The organism is Streptomyces sp. NPDC005492 (assembly GCF_040605995.1).
GTDB lineage: Bacteria > Actinomycetota > Actinomycetes > Streptomycetales > Streptomycetaceae > Streptomyces.
In genome coordinates this window covers 1-21382 of the sequence record NZ_JBEXDX010000041.1, presented here as the reverse complement: position 1 = coordinate 21382, position 21382 = coordinate 1, and the positions used below count along the sequence as shown (strand labels likewise).

21 protein-coding genes and 1 pseudogene are annotated in these 21382 nt (G+C 70.0%); 3 read left to right on the top strand and 19 right to left on the bottom strand.

Annotated features, from left to right (window positions below):
- Positions 1 to 23 precede the first annotated feature (23 nt).
- Positions 24 to 923, top strand: a complete 900-nt coding sequence (locus ABZT04_RS36180) for an ABC transporter ATP-binding protein (RefSeq protein ID WP_356062081.1) — start codon at positions 24 to 26, stop codon at positions 921 to 923.
- Positions 913 to 1662: an ABC transporter permease gene (locus ABZT04_RS36175; RefSeq protein ID WP_356062077.1), complete on the top strand. Its 750-nt coding sequence runs from the start codon at positions 913 to 915 to the stop codon at positions 1660 to 1662. Before ABZT04_RS36180 ends, ABZT04_RS36175 begins: the two co-directional genes overlap by 11 nt.
- Positions 1663 to 1730: 68 nt before the next feature.
- Here ABZT04_RS36175 and metK read toward each other — a convergent pair whose 3' ends face one another.
- From metK to pyrR, 13 genes are all read right to left on the bottom strand, one after another.
- Positions 1731 to 2939 carry a methionine adenosyltransferase gene (gene metK / locus ABZT04_RS36170; RefSeq protein ID WP_356062074.1) on the bottom strand — a complete coding sequence of 403 codons (1209 nt, stop codon included), beginning with the start codon at positions 2937 to 2939 and terminating at the stop codon, positions 1731 to 1733.
- Positions 2940 to 3178: 239 nt separating this feature from the next.
- Complete coding sequence (gene coaBC / locus ABZT04_RS36165) at positions 3179 to 4381, bottom strand: bifunctional phosphopantothenoylcysteine decarboxylase/phosphopantothenate--cysteine ligase CoaBC (protein WP_356062071.1); 1203 nt, start codon at positions 4379 to 4381, stop codon at positions 3179 to 3181.
- Between the two features lie 100 nt (positions 4382 to 4481).
- Positions 4482 to 4754: a DNA-directed RNA polymerase subunit omega gene (gene rpoZ / locus ABZT04_RS36160; protein ID WP_019059732.1), complete on the bottom strand. Its 273-nt coding sequence runs from the start codon at positions 4752 to 4754 to the stop codon at positions 4482 to 4484.
- Positions 4755 to 4794: 40 nt separating this feature from the next.
- Complete coding sequence (gmk, locus tag ABZT04_RS36155; RefSeq protein ID WP_356062068.1) at positions 4795 to 5352, bottom strand: guanylate kinase; 558 nt, start codon at positions 5350 to 5352, stop codon at positions 4795 to 4797.
- 37 nt (positions 5353 to 5389) lie between these two features.
- Positions 5390 to 5713, bottom strand: a complete 324-nt coding sequence (locus tag ABZT04_RS36150) for an integration host factor (protein WP_019059734.1) — start codon at positions 5711 to 5713, stop codon at positions 5390 to 5392.
- Between the two features lie 289 nt (positions 5714 to 6002).
- On the bottom strand, positions 6003 to 6848 hold the full coding sequence (gene pyrF / locus ABZT04_RS36145; RefSeq protein ID WP_356062065.1) for an orotidine-5'-phosphate decarboxylase: 846 nt from the start codon (positions 6846 to 6848) through the stop codon (positions 6003 to 6005).
- Positions 6845 to 7951 (bottom strand): quinone-dependent dihydroorotate dehydrogenase, encoded by a 1107-nt coding sequence (locus ABZT04_RS36140; protein ID WP_356062063.1) that lies wholly within the window; start codon positions 7949 to 7951, stop codon positions 6845 to 6847. Before ABZT04_RS36140 ends, pyrF begins: the two co-directional genes overlap by 4 nt.
- Positions 7952 to 8025: 74 nt before the next feature.
- Positions 8026 to 11334 carry a carbamoyl-phosphate synthase large subunit gene (gene carB, locus ABZT04_RS36135; protein ID WP_356062060.1) on the bottom strand — a complete coding sequence of 1103 codons (3309 nt, stop codon included), beginning with the start codon at positions 11332 to 11334 and terminating at the stop codon, positions 8026 to 8028.
- Entirely contained in the window at positions 11327 to 12484 is a 1158-nt protein-coding gene (carA, locus tag ABZT04_RS36130; RefSeq protein ID WP_356062057.1) for a glutamine-hydrolyzing carbamoyl-phosphate synthase small subunit, read from the bottom strand. Before carA ends, carB begins: the two co-directional genes overlap by 8 nt.
- Entirely contained in the window at positions 12481 to 13074 is a 594-nt protein-coding gene (locus ABZT04_RS36125) for a hypothetical protein (RefSeq protein WP_356062054.1), read from the bottom strand. Before ABZT04_RS36125 ends, carA begins: the two co-directional genes overlap by 4 nt.
- On the bottom strand, positions 13071 to 14357 hold the full coding sequence (locus ABZT04_RS36120) for a dihydroorotase (protein WP_356062051.1): 1287 nt from the start codon (positions 14355 to 14357) through the stop codon (positions 13071 to 13073). Before ABZT04_RS36120 ends, ABZT04_RS36125 begins: the two co-directional genes overlap by 4 nt.
- Before the next feature lie 5 nt (positions 14358 to 14362).
- On the bottom strand, positions 14363 to 15340 hold the full coding sequence (locus ABZT04_RS36115) for an aspartate carbamoyltransferase catalytic subunit (protein WP_356062048.1): 978 nt from the start codon (positions 15338 to 15340) through the stop codon (positions 14363 to 14365).
- A gap of 86 nt (positions 15341 to 15426) precedes the next feature.
- Positions 15427 to 15990, bottom strand: a complete 564-nt coding sequence (gene pyrR, locus ABZT04_RS36110) for a bifunctional pyr operon transcriptional regulator/uracil phosphoribosyltransferase PyrR (RefSeq protein WP_356062046.1) — start codon at positions 15988 to 15990, stop codon at positions 15427 to 15429.
- Positions 15991 to 16243: 253 nt separating this feature from the next.
- Between pyrR and bldD the strand changes: the two genes are divergently transcribed.
- Positions 16244 to 16744: a transcriptional regulator BldD gene (bldD, locus tag ABZT04_RS36105; protein WP_019059743.1), complete on the top strand. Its 501-nt coding sequence runs from the start codon at positions 16244 to 16246 to the stop codon at positions 16742 to 16744.
- Between the two features lie 167 nt (positions 16745 to 16911).
- On the opposite strand, the gene nusB is transcribed toward bldD, so the two are convergent.
- The 6 genes and pseudogenes from nusB to ABZT04_RS36075 all read right to left on the bottom strand — a co-directional run.
- Positions 16912 to 17346, bottom strand: coding sequence for a transcription antitermination factor NusB (gene nusB / locus ABZT04_RS36100; RefSeq protein ID WP_355925542.1), 435 nt, complete (start codon positions 17344 to 17346; stop codon positions 16912 to 16914).
- Positions 17347 to 17348: 2 nt separating this feature from the next.
- Positions 17349 to 17915, bottom strand: a complete 567-nt coding sequence (gene efp / locus ABZT04_RS36095; protein ID WP_356062043.1) for an elongation factor P — start codon at positions 17913 to 17915, stop codon at positions 17349 to 17351.
- A gap of 60 nt (positions 17916 to 17975) precedes the next feature.
- A complete protein-coding gene (locus tag ABZT04_RS36090) occupies positions 17976 to 19082 on the bottom strand; it encodes an aminopeptidase P family protein (protein WP_356062040.1) in 1107 nt (368 codons plus the stop codon).
- 95 nt (positions 19083 to 19177) lie between these two features.
- Positions 19178 to 19996, bottom strand: a complete 819-nt coding sequence (locus ABZT04_RS36085) for a Pro-rich N-terminal domain-containing protein (RefSeq protein ID WP_356062037.1) — start codon at positions 19994 to 19996, stop codon at positions 19178 to 19180.
- Between the two features lie 184 nt (positions 19997 to 20180).
- A complete protein-coding gene (gene aroB / locus ABZT04_RS36080) occupies positions 20181 to 21275 on the bottom strand; it encodes a 3-dehydroquinate synthase (protein WP_356062035.1) in 1095 nt (364 codons plus the stop codon).
- Positions 21272 to 21382, bottom strand: a pseudogene (locus tag ABZT04_RS36075) (shikimate kinase); the annotation flags it as partial. The gene aroB and the pseudogene ABZT04_RS36075, both read right to left, overlap by 4 nt.

The following is a 21382-nucleotide window of genomic DNA, read 5'->3' as shown; positions in this document are numbered from 1 at the left end:
TTGTATATATCGAGGGAGTGGCCATGCTGACCGTCAGTGGCCTGCACAAACGGTGGGGCCCCGTCCAAGCCCTCGACGGCTTCGACCTGCGGATCGAGCCCGGCGAGATCTGCGGTCTGATCGGCCACAACGGCGCGGGCAAGACGACCTTCGCCCGCACGGTCGCCGGCCTGGAGCGCCCCGACGCGGGCTCGGTGGTCGTCGCGGGAGTGGACCTCGCCACGGCCCCCCGCTCCGCCCGAACCCAAGTCGGCCTGGCACCCCAGGAGTTGGCCCTCTACCCGACCGCCACCCTGCGCCAGAACCTCCGCCTCTTCGGCGGCCTGGCCGGCCTGCGCCGCACCGCACTCCGCACCGAACTGGCCGCCGTAGCCGAGGAGTTGCTCCTGACCGACGTACTCGACCGTCCGCTCTCGACGCTCTCCGGCGGCCAGCAGCGCCGCGCCCAGGCGGCCACGGCCCTGCTCCACCGCCCCCGCGTACTGCTGCTGGACGAACCCACGGTCGGCGCCGACCCCACCACCCGCGAAGCGCTGCTACGACTCGTCAGGACCCGCGCCGACGAAGGCGCCGCCATCTGCTACACCACGCACTACCTACCGGAGTTGGAGCACCTGGACGCCACCCTCGCGGTGGCCGCGGCCGGCCGGGTGATCGCCCGCGGCAACCGCGCCGACCTCCTGGACGGCCTGCCTGGCGAGGTCACGGTGACGTTCACCGGCCCCGTGCCCGACCACCGGGCACAGACCTCGACCACCCCTGGAGAACTGCGCTTCAGCTCCGTGGACCCTGCCCAGGCACTGGCCCGGCTCCTCCGCGACCTGGGCCCCGACACCACCCGGGTCCGCTCGGCCGCGATCCGCGAGCCCTCCCTGGACGACCTCTACCGAAGCCTGGCCACGGAGGCCCACCATGCGGCCTGAACCGGCCCCGGCCGGCCACCGCACCTGGGTCATGACCCGCCACACCCTCGTCCTGCTCGTACGGGACCCGGGAACCCCGCTCGCCTACGTCGTCATGTCCCTGGTGCTGCTGAGCGTGCTCCGCCCGGTGTACGACCGCCTGGCCGTCCCCGCCGTACCGGGCATCGTGCAGGCCGTTCCGGGCATCGCGGTGATGTTCACCCTGCTCGCCCTGGACGTGGCCGGCCAACTCATCCTCTCCGAACGCACCTGGCACACCTGGGACCGCCTGCGCTCCGGCCCGGCGACGTCCTCGACGATCCTGACCGGGAAGGCCCTCCCCCTGATCGCACTGTTCCTGACCCAGCAGGCCGTGCTCTTCCTCTTCGCGACCGCGGCCTTCGGCTTCCCCCTCACCGCCGGCACCTGGCGCCTCCCCCTGCTGGCTCTCCTCTGGGCAGCCTGCGTCACCTCCTGCGGCCTGGCCCTGGGCGTCCACGCCCGCAGCCAGGGCCAGTTGGCCGCCGCCTCCGACATAGGCGCCCTCACGATCACCTGCCTCAGCGGCTGCCTGGTCCCCCTCACCGTCCTCCCCCACTGGGTCTCCACGGTGGCTCCCGCGACCCCGGGCTACTGGGCCCTGCACGGCTTCCAGGCAGCCGTCACCGGCGACACCGACGCCTACACACACGCGGCGGCAGTGATCGCGGCCATCACCGCGGCCGCACTCCTTGTCACCGCTCGCCGCATTCGCCGCTGACCCCGCCGGGAAACACCGGGGCCCGGCTCCCCCAAGGGAAACCGGGCCCCGCAAAACAAACTCGCGTACTACAGCCCCACAGCCTTCCGCAGCGCCTCCACGCGGTCCGTGCGCTCCCACGTGAAGTCGGGGATCTCGCGGCCGAAGTGGCCGTAGGCAGCGGTCTGGGCGTAGATCGGGCGCAGCAGGTCGAGGTCGCGGATGATGGCGGCCGGGCGGAGGTCGAAGACCTCGTCGATCGCCTTCTCGATGCGGTCGGTGTCGACCTTGGCGGTGCCGAAGGTCTCGACGAACAGGCCCACCGGCTCGGCCTTGCCGATCGCGTACGCGACCTGGACCTCGCAGCGCGAGGCGAGGCCCGCGGCCACGACGTTCTTCGCGACCCAGCGCATCGCGTAGGCGGCGGAGCGGTCGACCTTGGACGGGTCCTTGCCGGAGAATGCGCCGCCGCCGTGGCGGGCCATGCCGCCGTACGTGTCGATGATGATCTTGCGGCCGGTGAGGCCGGCGTCGCCCATCGGGCCGCCGATCTCGAAACGGCCGGTCGGGTTCACCAGCAGGCGGTAGTTCTCGGTGTCCAGCTTGATGCCGTCGTCCAGGAGCGCCTTCAGCTCGGCCTCGACCACGAACTCGCGGATGTCGGGGGCGAGCAGCGACTCCAGGTCGATGTCGGAGGCGTGCTGCGAGGAGACGACGACCGTGTCGAGGCGGACGGCCTTGTCGCCGTCGTACTCGATGGTGACCTGGGTCTTGCCGTCGGGACGCAGGTACGGGATGGTCCCGTTCTTGCGGACCTCGGAGAGGCGCTTCGAGAGGCGGTGCGCCAGGAAGATCGGGAGCGGCATGAGCGTCGGCGTCTCGTCGGTCGCGTAACCGAACATCAGGCCCTGGTCGCCCGCGCCCTGGCGGTCCAGCTCGTCGTCGTCGCCCTCGACACGGTTCTCGTACGCCGAGTCGACACCCTGCGCGATGTCCGGGGACTGCGCGCCGATGGACACCGAGACGCCACAGGAGGCGCCGTCGAAGCCCTTCTTGGAGGAGTCGTAGCCGATCTCCAGGATCTTGTCGCGGACGAGCTGCGCGATGGGCGCGTAGGTCTTGGTGGTGACCTCGCCGGCCACGTGCACCAGGCCGGTGGTGATCAGCGTCTCGACGGCGACCCGCGAGGTCGGGTCCTCCCGCAGAAGCGCGTCGAGAATGGTGTCGCTGATCTGGTCAGCGATCTTGTCGGGGTGACCTTCGGTCACGGACTCCGAGGTGAAAAGGCGACGGGACACAACGCTCCCTGAGGTTGCAGCGGCTGCTGGCTGATCATTGGCGGACGGGACGGGAGCTGCGCCCGACGTCGTCCGAGAACAGTTTATCGGTCGCGGTCGACAGACGGCTCCCCTGTCTCGCTTCTCGGGAAACGCTGTGACCTGCGGCACGCGCATTTTGCCCAATGGCGTATGCCGTTGGCCAGAGCCGCCACGCGCGAATGTCAGGTTTCGGCAAGCTGACAAATGGCTGAAACAAATCAGGCGAGACGGTGTGCGACCAGGTCCCACACGATCTCGGCCAGGGCTTCCTTCGGGCCGTGCGGTACGGCGGTCTCGGTGCCGTCGGCGCCCAGCACCACCGCCTCGTTCTCCTCGGAACCGAACGTCTTGCGCTCCCCCACCTCGTTCACCACCAGCAGATCGCACCCCTTGCGTGCCAGTTTGGCGCGGCCGTTGGCGAGGACGTCGTCCGTCTCGGCGGCGAAACCGACGACCACCTGCCCGGGGCGGGCCCGGTCGGCGGAGATCTCCGCGAGGATGTCCGGATTCCGCACCAGGACGATGGGGTCGGGGTCCTTGTCGTCCTTCTTCTTGATCTTCCCGGCCGCGTACTCGGCCGGCCGGAAGTCCGCGACGGCCGCGGCCATGACGACCGCGTCGGCGTCCGCGGCGGCCTTCAGCACCGCCTCCCGAAGCTGTACGGCGGTCCCGACCGGGACGACGTCCACGCCCGCCGGGTCCGGCAGTCCCGTGTTCGCGGCGATCAGAGTGACCCGGGCGCCCCGAGCGGCGGCGGTGCGCGCGAAGGCGTAGCCCTGCTTGCCGGAGGAGCGGTTGCCGAGGAAGCGGACCGGGTCGAGGGGCTCGCGGGTGCCGCCCGCGCTGACGACGACGTGCCGACCCTTGAGGTCGGGTTCGGTGACGCCCCGCGCGAGAACCCGGCGGCACACCTCGAAGATCTCGGCGGGCTCGGGCAGCCGGCCCTTGCCGGTGTCGACGCCGGTCAGCCGTCCGACGGCCGGTTCGATCACGACGGCGCCGCGGCGGCGCAGTGTCGCCACGTTCTCCTGGGTGGCCGGGTGTTCCCACATCTCCGTGTGCATGGCGGGCGCGAAGACGACCGGACAGCGGGCGGTGAGGAGGGTGTTGGTGAGCAGGTCGTCGGCGAGGCCGTGGGCGGCCTTCGCGAGCAGGTCCGTGGTCGCGGGAGCCACGATCACCAGATCGGCGCTCTGACCGATGCGCACGTGCGGGACCTCGTGGACGTCGTCCCACACCTCGGTCGAGACCGGGTGGCCGGAGAGCGCGGACCAGGTGGCCGCGCCGACGAAGTGCAGGGCGGCGGCGGTGGGGACGACGCGGACGTCATGGCCCGACTCCGTCAGTCTGCGCAGCAGTTCGCACGCCTTGTACGCGGCGATGCCACCACTGACTCCCAGAACGACCTTCGGCTTGTCCACGTCTCTCCCCGGACTCGGCAAACGCAATACGTCCATGACACACCACAGGCCCGGCAGTCGCGCTGCCGGGCCTGTGGAGGGAAAACCACTGCGATACGCCTCAGGTCGCGGGGCCCTCTACGGCCTCGGACGTCAGCAGGCCCGCGTTGATCTCGCGCAGGGCGATGGAGAGCGGCTTCTCGTGGACGTGCGTGTCGACGAGCGGACCGACGTACTCGAGGAGGCCCTCGCCGAGCTGCGAGTAGTACGCGTTGATCTGACGGGCGCGCTTGGCGGCGTAGATCACGAGGCTGTACTTCGAGTCGGTGGCCTCAAGAAGCTCGTCGATCGGAGGGTTGATGATGCCCTCGGGCGCGGTGATGGAAGAGGACACGCTCTGCCTTCCGAAAGATGGGATGAGATCGGAAAAACGATCACACAACTTCCATCAAGGCTAGCAGCTCGCGGGCTACGTCCTCGACGGAGGTGTTGACCAGGGTCGCGTCGAACTCGGGCTCGGCCGCCAGCTCGACCTTGGCCGCCTCCAGGCGGCGCTCGATCACCTCGGGCGGCTCGGTGCCCCGTCCGGTGAGCCTGCGCACCAGCTCCTCCCAGGAGGGAGGGGCCAGGAACACCGAGTGGGCCTCGGCCATGGACTCGCGGACCTGGCGGGCGCCCTGGAGGTCGATCTCCAGCAGGACCGGCACACCGGACTCCAGGTGCTCCAGCACGGCCGTGCGCGGTGTGCCGTAGCGGTTGCCGGCGAACTCGGCCCACTCCAGCAGTTCGCCGTTGGCGATCAGCTTGTCCATCTCCTCGTCGGTGACGAAGAAGTAGTGGACTCCGTGCTTCTCGCCGGGGCGCGGCCTGCGGGTCGTCGCCGACACCGAGAGCCAGACCTCGGGGTGTTCCTTGCGCATATGGGCGACGACCGTGCTCTTGCCGACCCCTGAGGGGCCGGAGAGCACGGTCAGCCGCGGACGTTCACTCATGCAGCGATTATTCCAGCAATCCCGGGGTGCCCGGGACTCAGGAGCCGGTGCTGCCGAACTCACGCTCCAGGGAGGCGATCTGGTTGGAACCGAGACCACGCACTCGGCGGCTCTCGGAGATGCCGAGTCGCTCCATGATCTGCTTGGCGCGGACCTTGCCCACGCCAGGCAGGGACTCAAGCAGCGCGGAGACCTTCATCTTGCCGATGACGTCGTTCTCCTGGCCCTGCTTGATGACGTCATGCAGGGAGGCGCCGGAGTGCTTGAGTCGATTCTTGACCTCGGCCCGCTCCCGGCGAGCCGCGGCGGCCTTTTCGAGCGCGGCTGCGCGCTGTTCAGGGGTAAGGGGCGGAAGAGCCACGCCTACGTCACCTCGGATGTCGAACTGTCGGATACGGACCGGTGAGGAACCTAGTCGCCCCACACCTGGGGAGCTACGAGCAACACGCTTGCCCGTTGACTCTGCTCGGAGACTAGCGGCCAGGGGCGCCAGAGTCAGCGAGAACAGAGGAAAAGTCCTGGTCAGCCTGCGCCAGGCCGGACATTTCCGACATAACGCCCCGGATTTGAGGATGTATTCAGACTCAAGTCACTCCAGAGGCGCTCGCCGAGTCACTCATCGGAGGACTCGATCGACCCGTTCGAACACCTCAGACGGTCGCAAAGGCGACGCGGATCTCCTCCGCGAAGCGATCCGAGGCCGCCTGAAGCGCCCCGACATCGGGACCGTGACGTAGAACACCCCGGCTCACGTTCGGGACGACATGGCGCAGCACCGTCCCGAAGACCCCGGGAAGATCGGCCGGAGTGGCCCCCTGCGCGCCGATGCCGGGCGCGAGGATCGGACCGCCGAAAGCGAGGTCGTACGACGACAGGTCGCCCAGCGTGGCGCCGACGACGGCCCCGAAGGAGCCCAGCGGCCCCTCCCCCGCGTTCTCGGCGGCCAGGTGGGCCAGCATCGTCGCTCCGACGTTCCGGCCGTCCGCGCGGACCGCGTGCTGCACCTCGCCGCCCTCCGGGTTGGAGGTCAGCGCGAGCACGAAGAGCCCGGCGCCGCTCTCGCGGGCCAGTGCGATGGCCGGGGACAGCGAACCGTAGCCGAGATACGGCGAGACGGTCAGCGCGTCGGAGAACAGCGGGGAGTCCTTCCGGAGGAAGGACTCGGCGTAGGCGGCCATGGTCGAGCCGATGTCGCCGCGCTTGGCGTCCATCACGACCAGCGCGCCGGCCGCCCGCGCCTCCTCGACGGACTTCTCCAGGACGGCGACCCCGCGCGAGCCGAAGCGCTCGAAGAAGGCGCTCTGCGGCTTGAGTACGGCGACCCGGTCGGCGAGCGCCTCGACGACCGTGCGGCTGAACCGCTCCAGTCCCGCGACGTCGTCGTTCAGGCCCCATTCGGTGAGCAGCGAGGCGTGTGGGTCGATGCCGACACAGAGCGGGCCCCGTACGTCCATGGCACGGCGCAGGCGCGCCCCGAAGGGTTCGAGTGGGCTCATGCCGGCTTCCTCACGTCGGCGCCGACCGCGTCGGCGAGGGTGGTGTACGGGCTCGTGCGCAGGCGTGCGGCGAGGCCCTTGTGGATGGCTCGGCCCCAGAAGGGCCCTTCGTAGATGAAGGCGCTGTAGCCCTGGACCAGGGTGGCGCCGGCGAGGATGCGCTGCCAGGCGTCCTCGGCGTTCTCGATGCCGCCGACGCCCACGAGGGTGATGCGGTCGCCCACGCGCGCGTAGAGGCGGCGCAATACCTCCAGGGAGCGGGCCTTCAGCGGCGCCCCGGACAGTCCGCCGGTCTCCTTCACGAGGGAGGGTTCGGAGGTCAGACCGAGTCCATCGCGCGCGATGGTGGTGTTGGTGGCGATGATGCCGTCCAGGCCGAGTTCCACGGCGAGGTCGGCGACGGCGTCCACGTCCTCGTCGGCGAGGTCCGGGGCGATCTTCACCAGCAGCGGGACACGGCGGTCGGTCACGGCGCGGTCGGCTGCCTCGCGCACCGCGGTCAGCAGCGGGCGCAGCGCCTCGGTCGCCTGGAGGTTGCGCAGCCCCGGCGTGTTGGGCGACGACACGTTGACGACGAGGTAGTCGGCGTGCCGGGCGAGTCGCTCGGTCGACTTCACGTAGTCGCCGACGGCCTCCTCCTCGGGTACGACCTTGGTCTTGCCGATGTTGACGCCCACGACGGTCCGGAAGACCGCCTCACGGGCCTCCAGGCGGGCCGCCACGGCCGCGGAGCCCTCGTTGTTGAAGCCCATGCGGTTGATCAGCGCCCGGTCCGGCACGAGGCGGAACAGCCGCTTCTTGGGGTTGCCGGGCTGCGGCTCCCCGGTGACGGTGCCGATCTCGACGTGGTCGAAGCCGAGCATCGACATGCCGTCGATCGCGACCGCGTTCTTGTCGAAGCCGGCCGCGAGCCCGAACGGGCCGTGCATCCGCAGCCCGAAGGCCTCGGTCCGCAGTTCCGTGAAGCGGGGTGCAAGGGCGGCGGCGACGAACGTCCGCAGCACGGGGACGCGGACGGCGAGCCGGATCCAGCGGAAGGCGAGGTGGTGGGCCCGCTCCGGGTCCATGCGCTTGAAGACCAGCCGGAAGAAAAGCTTGTACATCTCAGAGTCCTCTTGAAACTTCGGTGTCCTCACGAGAAGGGGGACACCGTTTCCGGTGTCCCCCTCTTCGGCTGCTAGTCGCGGGCCGCGGTCAGGTGCTGCGCGTGTTCCTGGAGTGAACGCACGCCCACGTCACCGTGGTTGAGGGCGTCGATGCCCTGGACGGCGGCGGCGAGCGCCTGGACTGTCGTCAGGCAGGGCACGGACCGGGCCACGGCCGCCGTACGGATCTCGTATCCGTCGAGACGGCCGCCGGTGCCGTAGGGCGTGTTGACGATGAGGTCGACCTCGCCGTCGTGGATGAGCTGGACGATGGTCTTCTCGCCGTTCGGGCCGGTGCCCTCGGACTGCTTGCGGACGACCGTCGCGTTCAGGCCGTTGCGCCTGAGGACCTCGGCGGTGCCGGAGGTGGCGAGCAACTCGAAGCCGTGGGCGACCAGTTCGCGTGCCGGGAAGATCATCGAGCGCTTGTCGCGGTTGGCGACCGAGATGAACGCGCGGCCCTTGGTGGGCAGCGGGCCGTAGGCGCCCGCCTGGGACTTGGCGTACGCCGTGCCGAAGACGGAGTCGATGCCCATGACCTCGCCGGTGGAGCGCATCTCCGGGCCGAGGACCGTGTCGACGCCACGCCCCTGGATGTCGCGGAAGCGCGACCACGGCATGACGGCCTCCTTGACGGAGATCGGCGCGTCCAGCGGGAGTTCGCCGCCGTCGCCGTGGGCCGGGAGCAGCCCCTCGGCGCGCAGCTCGGCGACGGTCGCGCCCAGCGAGATGCGGGCGGCTGCCTTCGCGAGCGGTACCGCCGTCGCCTTCGAGGTGAAGGGGACCGTGCGGGACGCGCGCGGGTTGGCCTCCAGGACGTAGAGGATGTCGCCCGCCATCGCGAACTGGATGTTGATCAGGCCGCGGACACCAACGCCCTTGGCGATGGCCTCCGTCGAGGTCCGCAGGCGCTTGATGTCGAAGCCGCCCAGGGTGATCGGCGGCAGGGCGCAGGCCGAGTCGCCGGAGTGGATACCGGCCTCCTCGATGTGCTCCATGACGCCGCCGAGGTAGAGCTCGTGGCCGTCGTACAGCGCGTCGACGTCGATCTCGATGGCGTCGTCGAGGAAGCGGTCGACCAGGACCGGCCGGGAGGGGCTGATCTCGGTGGACTCGGCGATGTACGACTCCAGGCGGGTCTCGTCGTAGACGATCTCCATGCCGCGTCCGCCGAGGACGTACGACGGGCGGACCAGGACCGGATAGCCGATCTCGTCGGCGATGGCCTTGGCGCCCACGAAGGTGGTCGCGGTGCCGTGCTTGGGGGCCGGGAGGCCCGCCTCGGCGAGGACCTGGCCGAAGGCGCCGCGGTCCTCGGCGGCGTGGATCGCCTCGGGGGGCGTGCCGACGACCGGGACGCCGTTGTCCTTGAGGGCCTGCGAGAGGCCCAGCGGGGTCTGGCCGCCGAGCTGCACGATCACGCCGGCGACCGGGCCCGCCTGCTGCTCCGCGTGGACGATCTCCAGCACGTCTTCGAGCGTCAGCGGCTCGAAGTACAGGCGGTCGGAGGTGTCGTAGTCCGTGGAGACGGTCTCGGGGTTGCAGTTGACCATCACGGTCTCGTAGCCGGCGTCGCTGAGCGCGAAGGAGGCGTGGACGCAGGAGTAGTCGAACTCGATGCCCTGGCCGATGCGGTTGGGGCCCGACCCCAGGATGATGACGGCGGGCTTCTCGCGCGGGGCGACCTCGTTCTCCTCGTCGTAGGACGAGTAGAAGTACGGGGTCTTCGCGGCGAACTCGGCGGCGCAGGTGTCGACCGTCTTGTAGACCGGGCGGATGCCGAGCGCGTGCCGGACCTCGCGGACGACGTCCTCGCGCAGGCCGCGGATCTCGCCGATCTGCTGGTCGGAGAAGCCGTGCCGCTTGGCCTCGGCGAGCAGCGCCGGGTCCAGCTTGTCCGCGGCGGCCAGCTCGTCCGCGATCTCCTTGATGAGGAAGAGCTGGTCGACGAACCACGGGTCGATCTTCGTGTAGTCGAAGACCTCCTCCTGGGTGGCGCCCGCGCGGATGGCCTGCATGACGGTGTTGATCCGGCCGTCGGTGGGCCGTACGGCCTCCTCCAGGAGCTGGACCTTGTCGCCGGGCTCGCCGACGAAGGTGAACTGGCTGCCCTTCTTCTCCAGCGAGCGCAGCGCCTTCTGGAAGGCCTCGGTGAAGTTGCGGCCGATGGCCATGGCCTCGCCGACCGACTTCATGGTGGTGGTGAGGGTGGAGTCGGCGCTCGGGAACTTCTCGAAGGCGAACCGCGGGGCCTTCACGACGACGTAGTCGAGGGTCGGCTCGAAGGAGGCCGGGGTCTCGCGCGTGATGTCGTTCGGGATCTCGTCCAGGGTGTACCCGACGGCCAGCTTGGCGGCGATCTTGGCGATCGGGAAGCCGGTCGCCTTGGAGGCGAGGGCCGAGGAGCGGGACACGCGCGGGTTCATCTCGATGACGATCACGCGACCGTCCTCGGGGTTCACCGCGAACTGGATGTTGCAGCCGCCCGTGTCGACGCCGACCTCGCGGATCACGGCGATGCCGATGTCCCGCAGGATCTGGTACTCGCGGTCGGTCAGCGTCATCGCCGGGGCGACGGTGATCGAGTCGCCGGTGTGCACGCCCATGGGGTCAAAGTTCTCGATGGAGCAGACGACCACGACGTTGTCGTGCTTGTCGCGCATCAGCTCCAGCTCGTACTCCTTCCAGCCGAGGATGGACTCCTCCAGGAGGACCTCGGTGGTGGGAGACAGGGTCAGGCCCTGGCCGGCGATGCGGCGCAGCTCCTCCTCGTCGTGCGCGAAGCCGGAGCCCGCGCCGCCCATGGTGAAGGAGGGGCGGACGACGACCGGGTAACCGCCGAGCGTCTCGACACCACCGAGGACGTCGTCCATGGAGTGGCAGATCACCGAGCGGGCGGACTCGCCGTGCCCGATCTTCGCCTTGACGGCCGCGACGACGCCCTTGAAGAGGTCGCGGTCCTCGCCCTTGTTGATGGCCTCGACATTGGCGCCGATCAGCTCGACGCCGTACTTCTCCAGGGTGCCGGCCTCGTGCAGCGAGATGGCCGTGTTGAGGGCCGTCTGGCCGCCCAGGGTGGGCAGAAGAGCATCCGGCCGTTCCTTGGCGATGATCTTCTCGACGAAGTCCGGGGTGATCGGCTCGACGTAGGTGGCGTCGGCGATCTCCGGGTCGGTCATGATCGTCGCCGGGTTGGAGTTGACCAGGATGACGCGGAGGCCCTCGGCGCGCAGGATGCGGCAGGCCTGGGTGCCGGAGTAGTCGAACTCGGCGGCCTGGCCGATGACGATCGGGCCGGAGCCGATGACCAGGACGGACTGGATATCGGAGCGCTTAGGCACGCTGGCCCTCCATGCGGACGGTGTTCATCAGAGACGTGAAGCGGTCGAACAGGTAGGCGGCGTCGTGCGGGCCGGCCGCCGCTTCGGGGTGGTACTGGACGCTGAAGGCCGGCCGGTCGAGGAGTCGCAGCCCCTCGACGACCTGGTCGTTCAGGCAGACGTGGGAGACCTCGGCGCGGCCGAAGGGGGTCTCGGAGACCTTGTCGAGGGGCGCGTCGACGGCGAAGCCGTGGTTGTGCGCGGTGACCTCGACCTTGCCCGTCGTACGGTCCTGGACCGGCTGGTTGATGCCCCGGTGGCCGTACTTCAGCTTGTACGTGCCGAAGCCGAGCGCGCGGCCCAGGATCTGGTTGCCGAAGCAGATGCCGAAGAGCGGGGTGCCGCGCTCCAGGATGGCCTGCATGACGGCGACGGGGTGGTCGGCGGTGGCCGGGTCGCCCGGCCCGTTGGAGAAGAACACGCCGTCCGGCTGGACCGCGTAGACGTCCTCGACACTCGCCGTGGCCGGGAGTACGTGCACCTCGATGCCGCGCTCGGCCATGCGGTGCGGGGTCATGCCCTTGATGCCCAGGTCGACGGCGGCGACGGTGAACTTCTTCTCGCCGATCGCGGGGACGACGTACGCCTCCTTGGTGGCGACCTCGGCGGAGAGGTCGGCGCCCGCCATCTCGGGGGCCTGACGCACCTCGGCGAGCATGGTGCCCTCGTCGGGCAGCGCGTTCCCGGAGAAGATGCCCACGCGCATCGCGCCGCGCTCGCGCAGATGGCGGGTCAACGCGCGCGTGTCGACGCCGGAGATCCCGACGACACCCTGCTCGCGCAGCTCCTCGTCGAGCGAGCGGCGGGAGCGCCAGTTGGACGGCACGCGCGCGGGGTCGCGCACCACGTAACCGGCCACCCAGATGCGCTTCGACTCGGGGTCCTCGTCGTTGACGCCGGTGTTGCCGACGTGCGGGGCGGTCATCACGACGACCTGGCGGTGGTACGACGGGTCGGTCAGGGTCTCCTGGTAGCCGGTCATGCCGGTGGAGAACACGGCCTCGCCGAAGGTCACCCCCACGGACCCGTAGGCCCGGCCGCGGAAGATCCGGCCGTCCTCCAGGACGAGTACGGCGGGAACCTTGTCGGCTCCCCTGGTGGAGGTGGTCATCGTGCGCCTTCCGTGTCGGTCGTCTGGAGACTCTTGTTGATCATGCTGTTCAGGGTGTCGACCCACTCCGTGTGCTCGGCCGCCTGGTCCGAGCGGAACCCGGAGTCGATCAGCCGGTCGCCGTGCGCCCACGTGACGATCAGCAGCCCGCCCTCGCTGAGGACCTTCCCGGCGATGCCCTTGCCGAGCAGTGCCTCGCGCAGCGCCCCGGCCGGGATGAAGAAGTCGGTGGCTCCCGGTCGTACGACAGCCAGGCCGGCCTCCGTCAGGGTCAGCTCGACCCTGCTGCGGGTGCCCAGGCCGTGCGCCACGATGCGGTCGAGCCACTGCCCTGCGGTGGTGGAGCCGTGGTAGCGGCCGGTCATCGACAGCACAGCCAGTTTCGCCGGACCCTGCTCTTCCGGCACGGCGGGCAGCTCGGGCAGGTCGCCCTGGAGGGTGCCGCGCCACTTCCAGCCCTCGCGCATCAGCCAGTAGACGAGCGCGATGAACAGGGCCAGGCCGACGAGCCAGCCGATACGGGCCGCCCAGTCGGTCACCGGGGCAGACTTCTCGCCGGCCGCGAGGTGGGTCAGTTGCAGTGGTGTCACGTGAGCTTCCCGTCGACGAGCGTGGCCTTGCCCCGGAGCCAGGTGTGCGTCACACGGCCCGGCAGCTCACGCCCCTCGTACGGGGTGTTGCGACTGCGCGAAGCGAAGCCCGCGGGGTCCACCGACCCACGGTATTCCGTGTCGACGAGCGTGAGGTTGGCGGGCTCACCAGCCGAGACGGGACGGCCGTGCCCGTGCGCCCGCCCGATCTCGGCGGGCTTGGCGGACATGCGCTCGGCGACCCCGGTCCAGGTGAGGAGCCCGGTGTCCACCATGGTCGCCTGCACCACTGACAACGCGGTCTCCAGGCCGACCATCCCCATGGCGGCGGCGGCCCACTCGCAGTCCTTGTCCTCGTGCGGGTGCGGGGCGTGGTCGGTGGCGACGATGTCGATCGTGCCGTCGGCGAGCGCCTCGCGCAGGGCGAACACGTCGCGCTCGGTGCGCAGCGGCGGGTTGACCTTGTAGACGGGGTTGTAGGAGCGCACCAGCTCATCCGTGAGGAGGAGGTGGTGCGGGGTGACCTCGGCGGTGACGTCGATGCCCCGGGACTTGGCCCAGCGGACGATCTCGACGGACCCGGCGGTCGACAGGTGGCAGATGTGGACGCGGGAGCCGACGTGCTCGGCGAGCAGGACATCTCGGGCGATGATCGATTCTTCGGCCACCGCCGGCCAGCCCCCGAGGCCGAGTTCGGCGGAGACGACACCCTCGTTCATCTGAGCGCCCTCGGTGAGGCGAGGCTCCTGCGCGTGCTGGGCGACGACGCCGCCGAAGGCCTTCACGTACTCCAGCGCCCGGCGCATCATCACCGCGTCGTCGACGCACTTGCCGTCGTCGGAGAAGACGGTGACCCCGGCCGCCGACTCGTGCATGGCGCCCAGTTCGGCGAGCTTCTTGCCCTCCAGGCCGACCGTGACGGCGCCGATGGGCTGCACGTCGCAGTAGCCGTGCTCCTGGCCCAGCCGGTAGACCTGCTCGACGACACCGGCGGTGTCGGCGACCGGGAAGGTGTTGGCCATGGCGAACACGGCCGTGTAGCCACCGCTGGCCGCGGCCCGGGTACCGGTCAGGACGGTCTCGGAGTCCTCGCGGCCGGGCTCGCGGAGGTGGGTGTGCAGGTCGACGAGGCCCGGGAGCAGCACCTTTCCGGCGGCCTCGACGACCTCGGCGCCCTCGGCGTTCAGGCCGACGCCCACCTCGGAGATGGTGTCCCCGTCGATCAGCACGTCCTGCGGCTCGCCGCCGAGGATCTTCGCACCACGGATCAGGATCTTGCTCATGTGACTTACTTCTCCTCGATACGGGCGTGGCTGACGGCGGGTTCGTTGCCGCCCAGAAGCAGATAGAGCACGGCCATCCGGATGGACACTCCGTTTGCGACCTGCTCGACGACGGTGCAGCGGTCCGAGTCGGCGACCTCGGCGGTGATCTCCATGCCCCGGACCATCGGCCCGGGGTGCATCACGATGGCGTGCTCGGGCATCCTCGCCATGCGGTCGCCGTCGAGGCCGTAGCGCCGCGAGTACTCGCGCTCGGTCGGGAAGAACGCCGCGTTCATGCGCTCGCGCTGCACGCGCAGCAGCATCACCGCGTCGGACTTGGAGAGCGTGCTGTCCAGGTCGTACGACACCTCGCAGGGCCAGGTCTCGACGCCGACCGGCACCAGGGTGGGCGGGGCGACGAGGGTGACCTCGGCGCCGAGGGTGTGCAGCAGATCGACGTTCGAGCGGGCGACCCGGCTGTGCAGGATGTCGCCGACGAGCGTGATCCGCTTGCCGGCCAGGTCCTGACCGAGCCCGGCATCCCGGCCGACCAGCCTGCGGCGCATGGTGAACGCGTCCAGCAGGGCCTGCGTCGGGTGCTGGTGGGTGCCGTCACCGGCGTTGATGACGGCCGCGTCGATCCACCCCGAGGTGGCGAGCCGGTACGGCGCTCCGGAGGCGCCGTGCCGGATGACGACCGCGTCGACGCCCATGGCTTCGAGGGTCTGGGCGGTGTCCTTCAGGGACTCGCCCTTGGAGACGCTCGACCCCTTGGCGGTGAAGTTGATGACGTCGGCGGAGAGGCGCTTCTCGGCGGCTTCGAAGGAGATGCGCGTGCGCGTGGAGTCCTCGAAGAAGAGGTTGACGACGGTACGGCCGCGCAGGGTCGGCAGTTTCTTGATCGGCCGGTCGGCGACCCGGGCCATCTCCTCGGCGGTGTCGAGGATCAGGACGGCGTCGTCGCGGGTGAGGTCGGCGGCCGAGATGAGATGACGCTGCATCTGTCAGGCTCCGTAAGGCAGTTCACGAAAGAGGGAGATTCCGGGCAGCCAGGGGCACGCCGAACCGGCGCACGCCCTTCGGCCCGCTACGAGGTCTGCTTCGCGCCGAGCAGCACGGTGTCGCGACCGTCCTCCTCGGCGAGCAGGACCTTGACCGTCTCCCGCAGCGACGTGGGGAGGTTCTTGCCGACGTAGTCGGCGCGGATGGGCAGTTCGCGGTGGCCTCTGTCGACCAGGACCGCGAGCTGCACCGCGCGCGGGCGCCCGATGTCGTTCAGCGCGTCGAGGGCGGCGCGGATGGTGCGGCCGGAGAAGAGCACGTCGTCGACGAGGACGACGAGGCGGCCGTCGATGCCGTCACCGGGGATGTCGGTGCGGGCCAGCGCACGCGGCGGGTGCATGCGCAGGTCGTCGCGGTACATGGTGATGTCGAGGGAGCCGACCGGGATCTTGCGGTCGGTGATCTCTTGGAGCTTGACGGCGAGCCGCTGGGCGAGGAACACGCCCCGGGTCGGAATGCCGAGGAGCACCACGTCGTCGGCGCCCTTGGCGCGCTCGACGATCTCATGGGCGATGCGGGTCAGGACCCGCGCGATGTCGGGGGCTTCGAGCACCGGCCGCGCATCGGACTCGTACTGCTGGGTGTCCATAGGAAACGGACCTCCTTCTCCGCCTCACGGGACGGACCTTAAAGGACGTCGGATTTGCGCCATCGACGATAGCAGGCCGGGGCGACACCCCTGATCACCCCTATGGAGTAATCGGCCACCGCTGGCACGGAAGTGCCGGTGCGGACCATTCGGCTTGACGCGGAAGTGTAACGCTGCGTAACCTCACAGTGAGTTACCAGCCGCGCGGCGCGGACCCACCGCTGCCGCGTCGACACAGTGTCCGGGGAGCTATATGTCCAGCGAATACGCCAAACAGCTCGGGGCCAAGCTCCGGGCCATCCGCACCCAGCAGGGCCTTTCCCTCCACGGTGTCGAGGAGAAGTCCCAGGGACGCTGGAAGGCGGTCGTGGTCGGGTCGTACGAGCGCGGTGACCGTGCCGTCACCGTGCAGCGCCTTGCCGAGCTGGCGGACTTCTACGGGGTTCCGGTGCAGGAGCTGCTGCCGGGCACCACGCCGGGCGGGGCCGCCGAGCCGCCGCCGAAGCTGGTCCTGGACCTGGAGCGGCTGGCCCACGTGCCCGCCGAGAAGGCCGGCCCGCTGCAGCGGTATGCCGCCACGATCCAGTCCCAGCGCGGTGACTACAACGGCAAGGTGCTCTCGATCCGCCAGGACGACCTGCGCACACTCGCCGTCATCTACGACCAGTCGCCCTCGGTCCTCACCGAGCAGTTGATCAGCTGGGGCGTGCTGGACGCGGACGCGCGTCGCGCCGTCTCCCACGAGGAGAACTGAGCCGCTCCCCGTCTCAGCAGAAACGTGCCGCCGGGGTGGCCGGAACTTCACCGTTCCGCCCACCCCGGCGGCTTTCTGCGGGCCTCAGGGGCCTCATGCGTACGGGAACGCCGGAGGGCCCGCAGCGGTGTCGCTGCGGGCCCTCCGGCGTTTCGCTCGCGTACTGCTCAGACGTCGTCCCGGCGCAGCGAGGGCTTCAGGTCCTTGAACCGGCCCAGCAGGCCGTTGACGAACGAGGGCGACTCGTCCGTCGAGAACTCCTTCGCCAACTGCACCATCTCGTCCAGGACGACGGCGTCCGGGGTCTCGTCGGCCCAGATCAGCTCGTAGGCCCCGAGGCGCAGGATGTTGCGGTCCACCACGGGCATGCGGTCGAGCGTCCAGCCGACCGAGTACTGGGCGATCAGCTCGTCGATACGGCGCGCGTGCTGCGCGTACCCCTCGACCAGCTCCATCGTGTACTCGCTGACCGGCGGCTGCCGGGTGTCGTCCCGGGAGAGCCGGATCCAGTCCGCGAGGACCGTCTGGACACCGACACCGCGCTGGTCGCCCTCGAAGAGGATCTGGAAGGCGCGCTTGCGGGCCGTATTGCGGGCAGCCACGGTTAGCTGTTCACCCGGCCGAGGTAGTCGCTGGAGCGGGTGTCGACCTTGATCTTCTCACCGGTGGTGATGAAGAGCGGGACCTGGATCTGGTAGCCGGTCTCCAGGATGGCGGGCTTGGTGCCACCGGTGGAGCGGTCGCCCTGGACGCCGGGCTCGGTCTCCTGGATGACCAGCTCGACGGCGGCCGGCAGCTCGACGAAGAGCACCTCGCCCTCGTGCTGGGCGACCGTGGCGGTGAAGCCCTCGATCAGGAAGTTGGCGGCGTCGCCGACGGCCTTGCGGTCGACCATGAGCTGGTCGTAGGTCTCCATGTCCATGAAGACGAAGTACTCGCCGTCCATGTACGAGAACTGCATGTCGCGCTTGTCGACAGTGGCCGTCTCGACCTTGACGCCGGCGTTGAACGTCTTGTCGACGACCTTGCCGGAGAGCACGTTCTTGAGCTTGGTGCGCACGAAGGCAGGGCCCTTGCCGGGCTTGACGTGCTGGAACTCGACGACGGACCAGAGCTGGCCCCCGTCGAGCTTGAGCACCAGGCCGTTCTTGAGGTCGTTCGTGGAAGCCACGGTTGCGGAATCTCCTGGACTGACGTGGACGACCACGGGGCCTGCGCACAGCTCGAAAAGCTACAGCGCGAGCAGCTCCTTGGTCGTGATGGTGAGTAGCTCGGGTCCGCCGTCCGCCTCAGGGCGCACGACGAGCGTGTCATCGATCCGGACACCGCCCCGGCCCGGGAGGTGAACCCCCGGTTCGACGGTGACCGGCACGCAAGCGTCCAGTTTACCCATGGCCGCGGGGGCCAACTGCGGCTCCTCGTCGATTTCGAGCCCGACACCGTGCCCGGTGAGGGTTGGAAGGCCCTCCGAATACCCCGCGGAGTCCAGTACCTGGCGGGCCGCGCGGTCCACCTCCCGGTAGGCGGCACCGGGGGTCAGGGACTCCCGTGCGGCGCGCTGGGCGGCGAAGACGAGGTCGTACAGCTCGATCTGCCAGTCCGCGGGAGAGGTGCCGATGACGAACGTACGGCCGATCTCACAGCGGTATCCGCGATAGGCGGCGCCGAGGCAGACGGAGAGGAAATCTCCTTCCTCGACCCGGCGGTCGGTCGGCCGGTGGCCGCGTCTGCCGGAGTGCGGGCCAGTTGCGACGGAGGTGGCGAAGGCGGGGCCGTCGGCACCGTGGTCGACGAGCCGTCGCTCCAGTTCGAGGGCGAGATGGCGTTCGGTGCGGCCGACGAGGATCGACTCCAGCAGCTCGCCGAGGGCCTGGTCGGCGATCTCGGCGCCGATTCTCAGACAGGAGATCTCCTCCTCGTCCTTGACGACCCGGAGCTGCTCGACCGCCGCGCCGATGTCGGTGAGGCGCAGCGCAGGGGCGACCGAGCGGAGGGCTCGGTGGCGGGTCACGGTGAGGTGGTGTTCCTCCACGGCCAGCGATTCGGCGCCCTGTGCGAGCGCGAGGTCCGTGGCCGCCACGGCGGGGTCGCCGCCCGGGCCGGACAGTTCGTGGATGCGGAGCGCCTCATCGGGGCGACCCTCGGCGGGGCGCTCCTCCGCCGGGCCGGCGCAGACCAGCAGGTCCTCGCGCCTGCCCAGGAGCAGGACGGTGCCTTGCGGGGCCGGCCCGGCCAGATAGCGCACGTTGGCCGGGCTGGTCACCAGCGCGGATTGGCTGCCGCCGGCCTGGGCTCGTTCCCTGAGGCGTGCTCTGCGGGCTGCGTAGACCTCTGACATGAGACGAGCGTAGGAGCGGTGGCCGGATTGTGCTGGTTGGGAGGGTGCCGTTCGGGGGACGGGGGTGCGGAACGGGTAAGGCCACTCCCCGGTGACTACCAGCTCGGGGGGCTCGCTATCGATCGGGCCAGCACGTCGTTGAGCACTTGAGCCGTCTGTTGTACGTCCATCTGCGAGTTGTCGATGATCGGGAGGCCCGAGCCGTACCAGCCCGCCATACGGCCGTGGATACGGGCCACCTCCTCGTCGGTGAGGCGGCGGTTGCCGGAGCGCTCCGCGTTGCGTTCCAGGACGATTTCCAGCCCCGGGAGGAGAACGACCGGGAGGAGACCGGGGCCCACATGGCGTTTCCAGCCACCGAGGCCGACGACCGGGCGGTCGGGGAAGACCGCGTCGTCGAGGATGCAGGAGATGCCGTTGGCCAGGAAGTTGCGGGCGGCGAAGCCGCAGGTTCGGCGGGCCAGGCGGTACTGGGCCTCCGAGTGGTCGTTCCACCCCGACTGCGGGTCGGCGAAGCCCGAGCGGACCCATTCGCGTACGTCGTCGAGGCTGATGTGCGCGGTGGGGACCCCGCGATGGTCCGCCCAGTACTTGGCGACGCTCGTCTTGCCCGCGCCGGCGGGGCCGATGAGCAGCACCGCGAGGGTGGTGGAGGCCGGGTCGGCCGCGGCCGGCGCGGGGGGCGTGCTGGGCATGGGCACGGGGCCGCCCGGCGGCAGTTGGACATGGCCGGTGGTGTCCGGGGCGCGGCGCGGGACTGTGTGCGGCAGGGGTGGGGCCGGTGGCGGTGGGGGCACCGGGGCCGGACCCGGAGGATGCGGGCCCGGATGCTGTCCGGTCGGCATCCAACCGGTGGCCGGTCCCTGCCCCGGCTGGTGGGGCGGCGGCAGCGGAGACCCCACTGCGTGCTGCATCCGGTGCCACTCCGTCTCGTGTCTTCTGGCTCGCTCGCGGCGGCGATTGGCGCTGGCAGCGGGCCCGAACCCCCGCTCCCTACCGAACGGTACCTTCCCCCGCCGCCATTTGGTGAACGGCCGGGGAGGGCCCGAAGTGCCCATCCCCGCAAGGCAAATCGGATGGAAGGGGGTGTGACAGGACCTACTCGCCCACTTCGCCGTACGCGGCGAGCAGCACCGCCGGGTCGGGGCCCTCCAGGACCGTCGGCTTGGCGAGGCCGTCGAGGACGATGAAGCGGAGCAGGTCGCCGCGGGACTTCTTGTCGACCTTCATGGTCTCCAGGAGCTTGGGCCACTGGTCGTAGCGGTAGCTGAGCGGGAGACCGACGGATTCGAGGACCGTGCGATGGCGGTCCGCCGTCGCGTCGTCCAACCGGCCCGCGAGACGGCCCAGTTCGGCCGCGAAATGCATGCCTACGGCGACTGCGGCGCCGTGCCGCCACTTGTAGCGCTCGTTCTTCTCGATGGCGTGCGCGAGGGTGTGGCCGTAGTTGAGGATCTCGCGCAGGCCGGACTCCTTGAGGTCGGCGGAGACGACCTCGGCCTTGACCTTGATGGAGCGTTCGATCAGCTCGGCCGTGTGCGGTCCGGCCGGGGTGCGGGCGGCCTGGGGGTCGGACTCGATGAGTTCGAGGATCACCGGGTCGGCGATGAAGCCGGCCTTGATGATCTCGGCGAGCCCGGAGACGTAGTCGTTGACCGGGAGGGAGTCCAGCGCGGCCAGGTCGCAGAGCACGCCGGCCGGCGGGTGGAAGGAGCCGACCAGGTTCTTGCCCTCTGCGGTGTTGATGCCGGTCTTGCCGCCGACCGCCGCGTCGACCATGGCGAGGACGGTGGTCGGGACGGCGATCCAGCGGACCCCGCGCAGCCAGGTCGCGGCGACGAACCCGGCCAGGTCGGTGGTGGAGCCGCCGCCGACGCCGACGATGACGTCGGAGCGGGTGAACCCGGACTGACCGAGCGCCTTCCAGCAGTAGGCGGCGACCTCGGCGGTCTTGGCCTCCTCCGCGTTGGGCACCTGGATGGCGACGGCCTCGAAGCCCTGCCCGGCCAGGTCGGCGCGCAGCGCCTCCCCCGTCTCGGCGAGGGCCTCGGGGTGGACGATCGCGACCCGCTTCGCCCGGTCGCCGATCAACCCGCCCAGCTCGCCCAGGAGTTGACGGCCCACCAGGACCTCGTAGGGGTCACTGCCCGCCGTGCCGCCGACCTGGATCCGCGTCACTGACTCGCTGCTCATGCTTCCTTCAACTCCAGTGCGTCCAGGACGGCTTGGGTGACCTCTTCGGGGGTGCGGCCGTCGGTGGGTACGACGGCCCGCGCGACCTCGGCATACAAGTGCCGCCT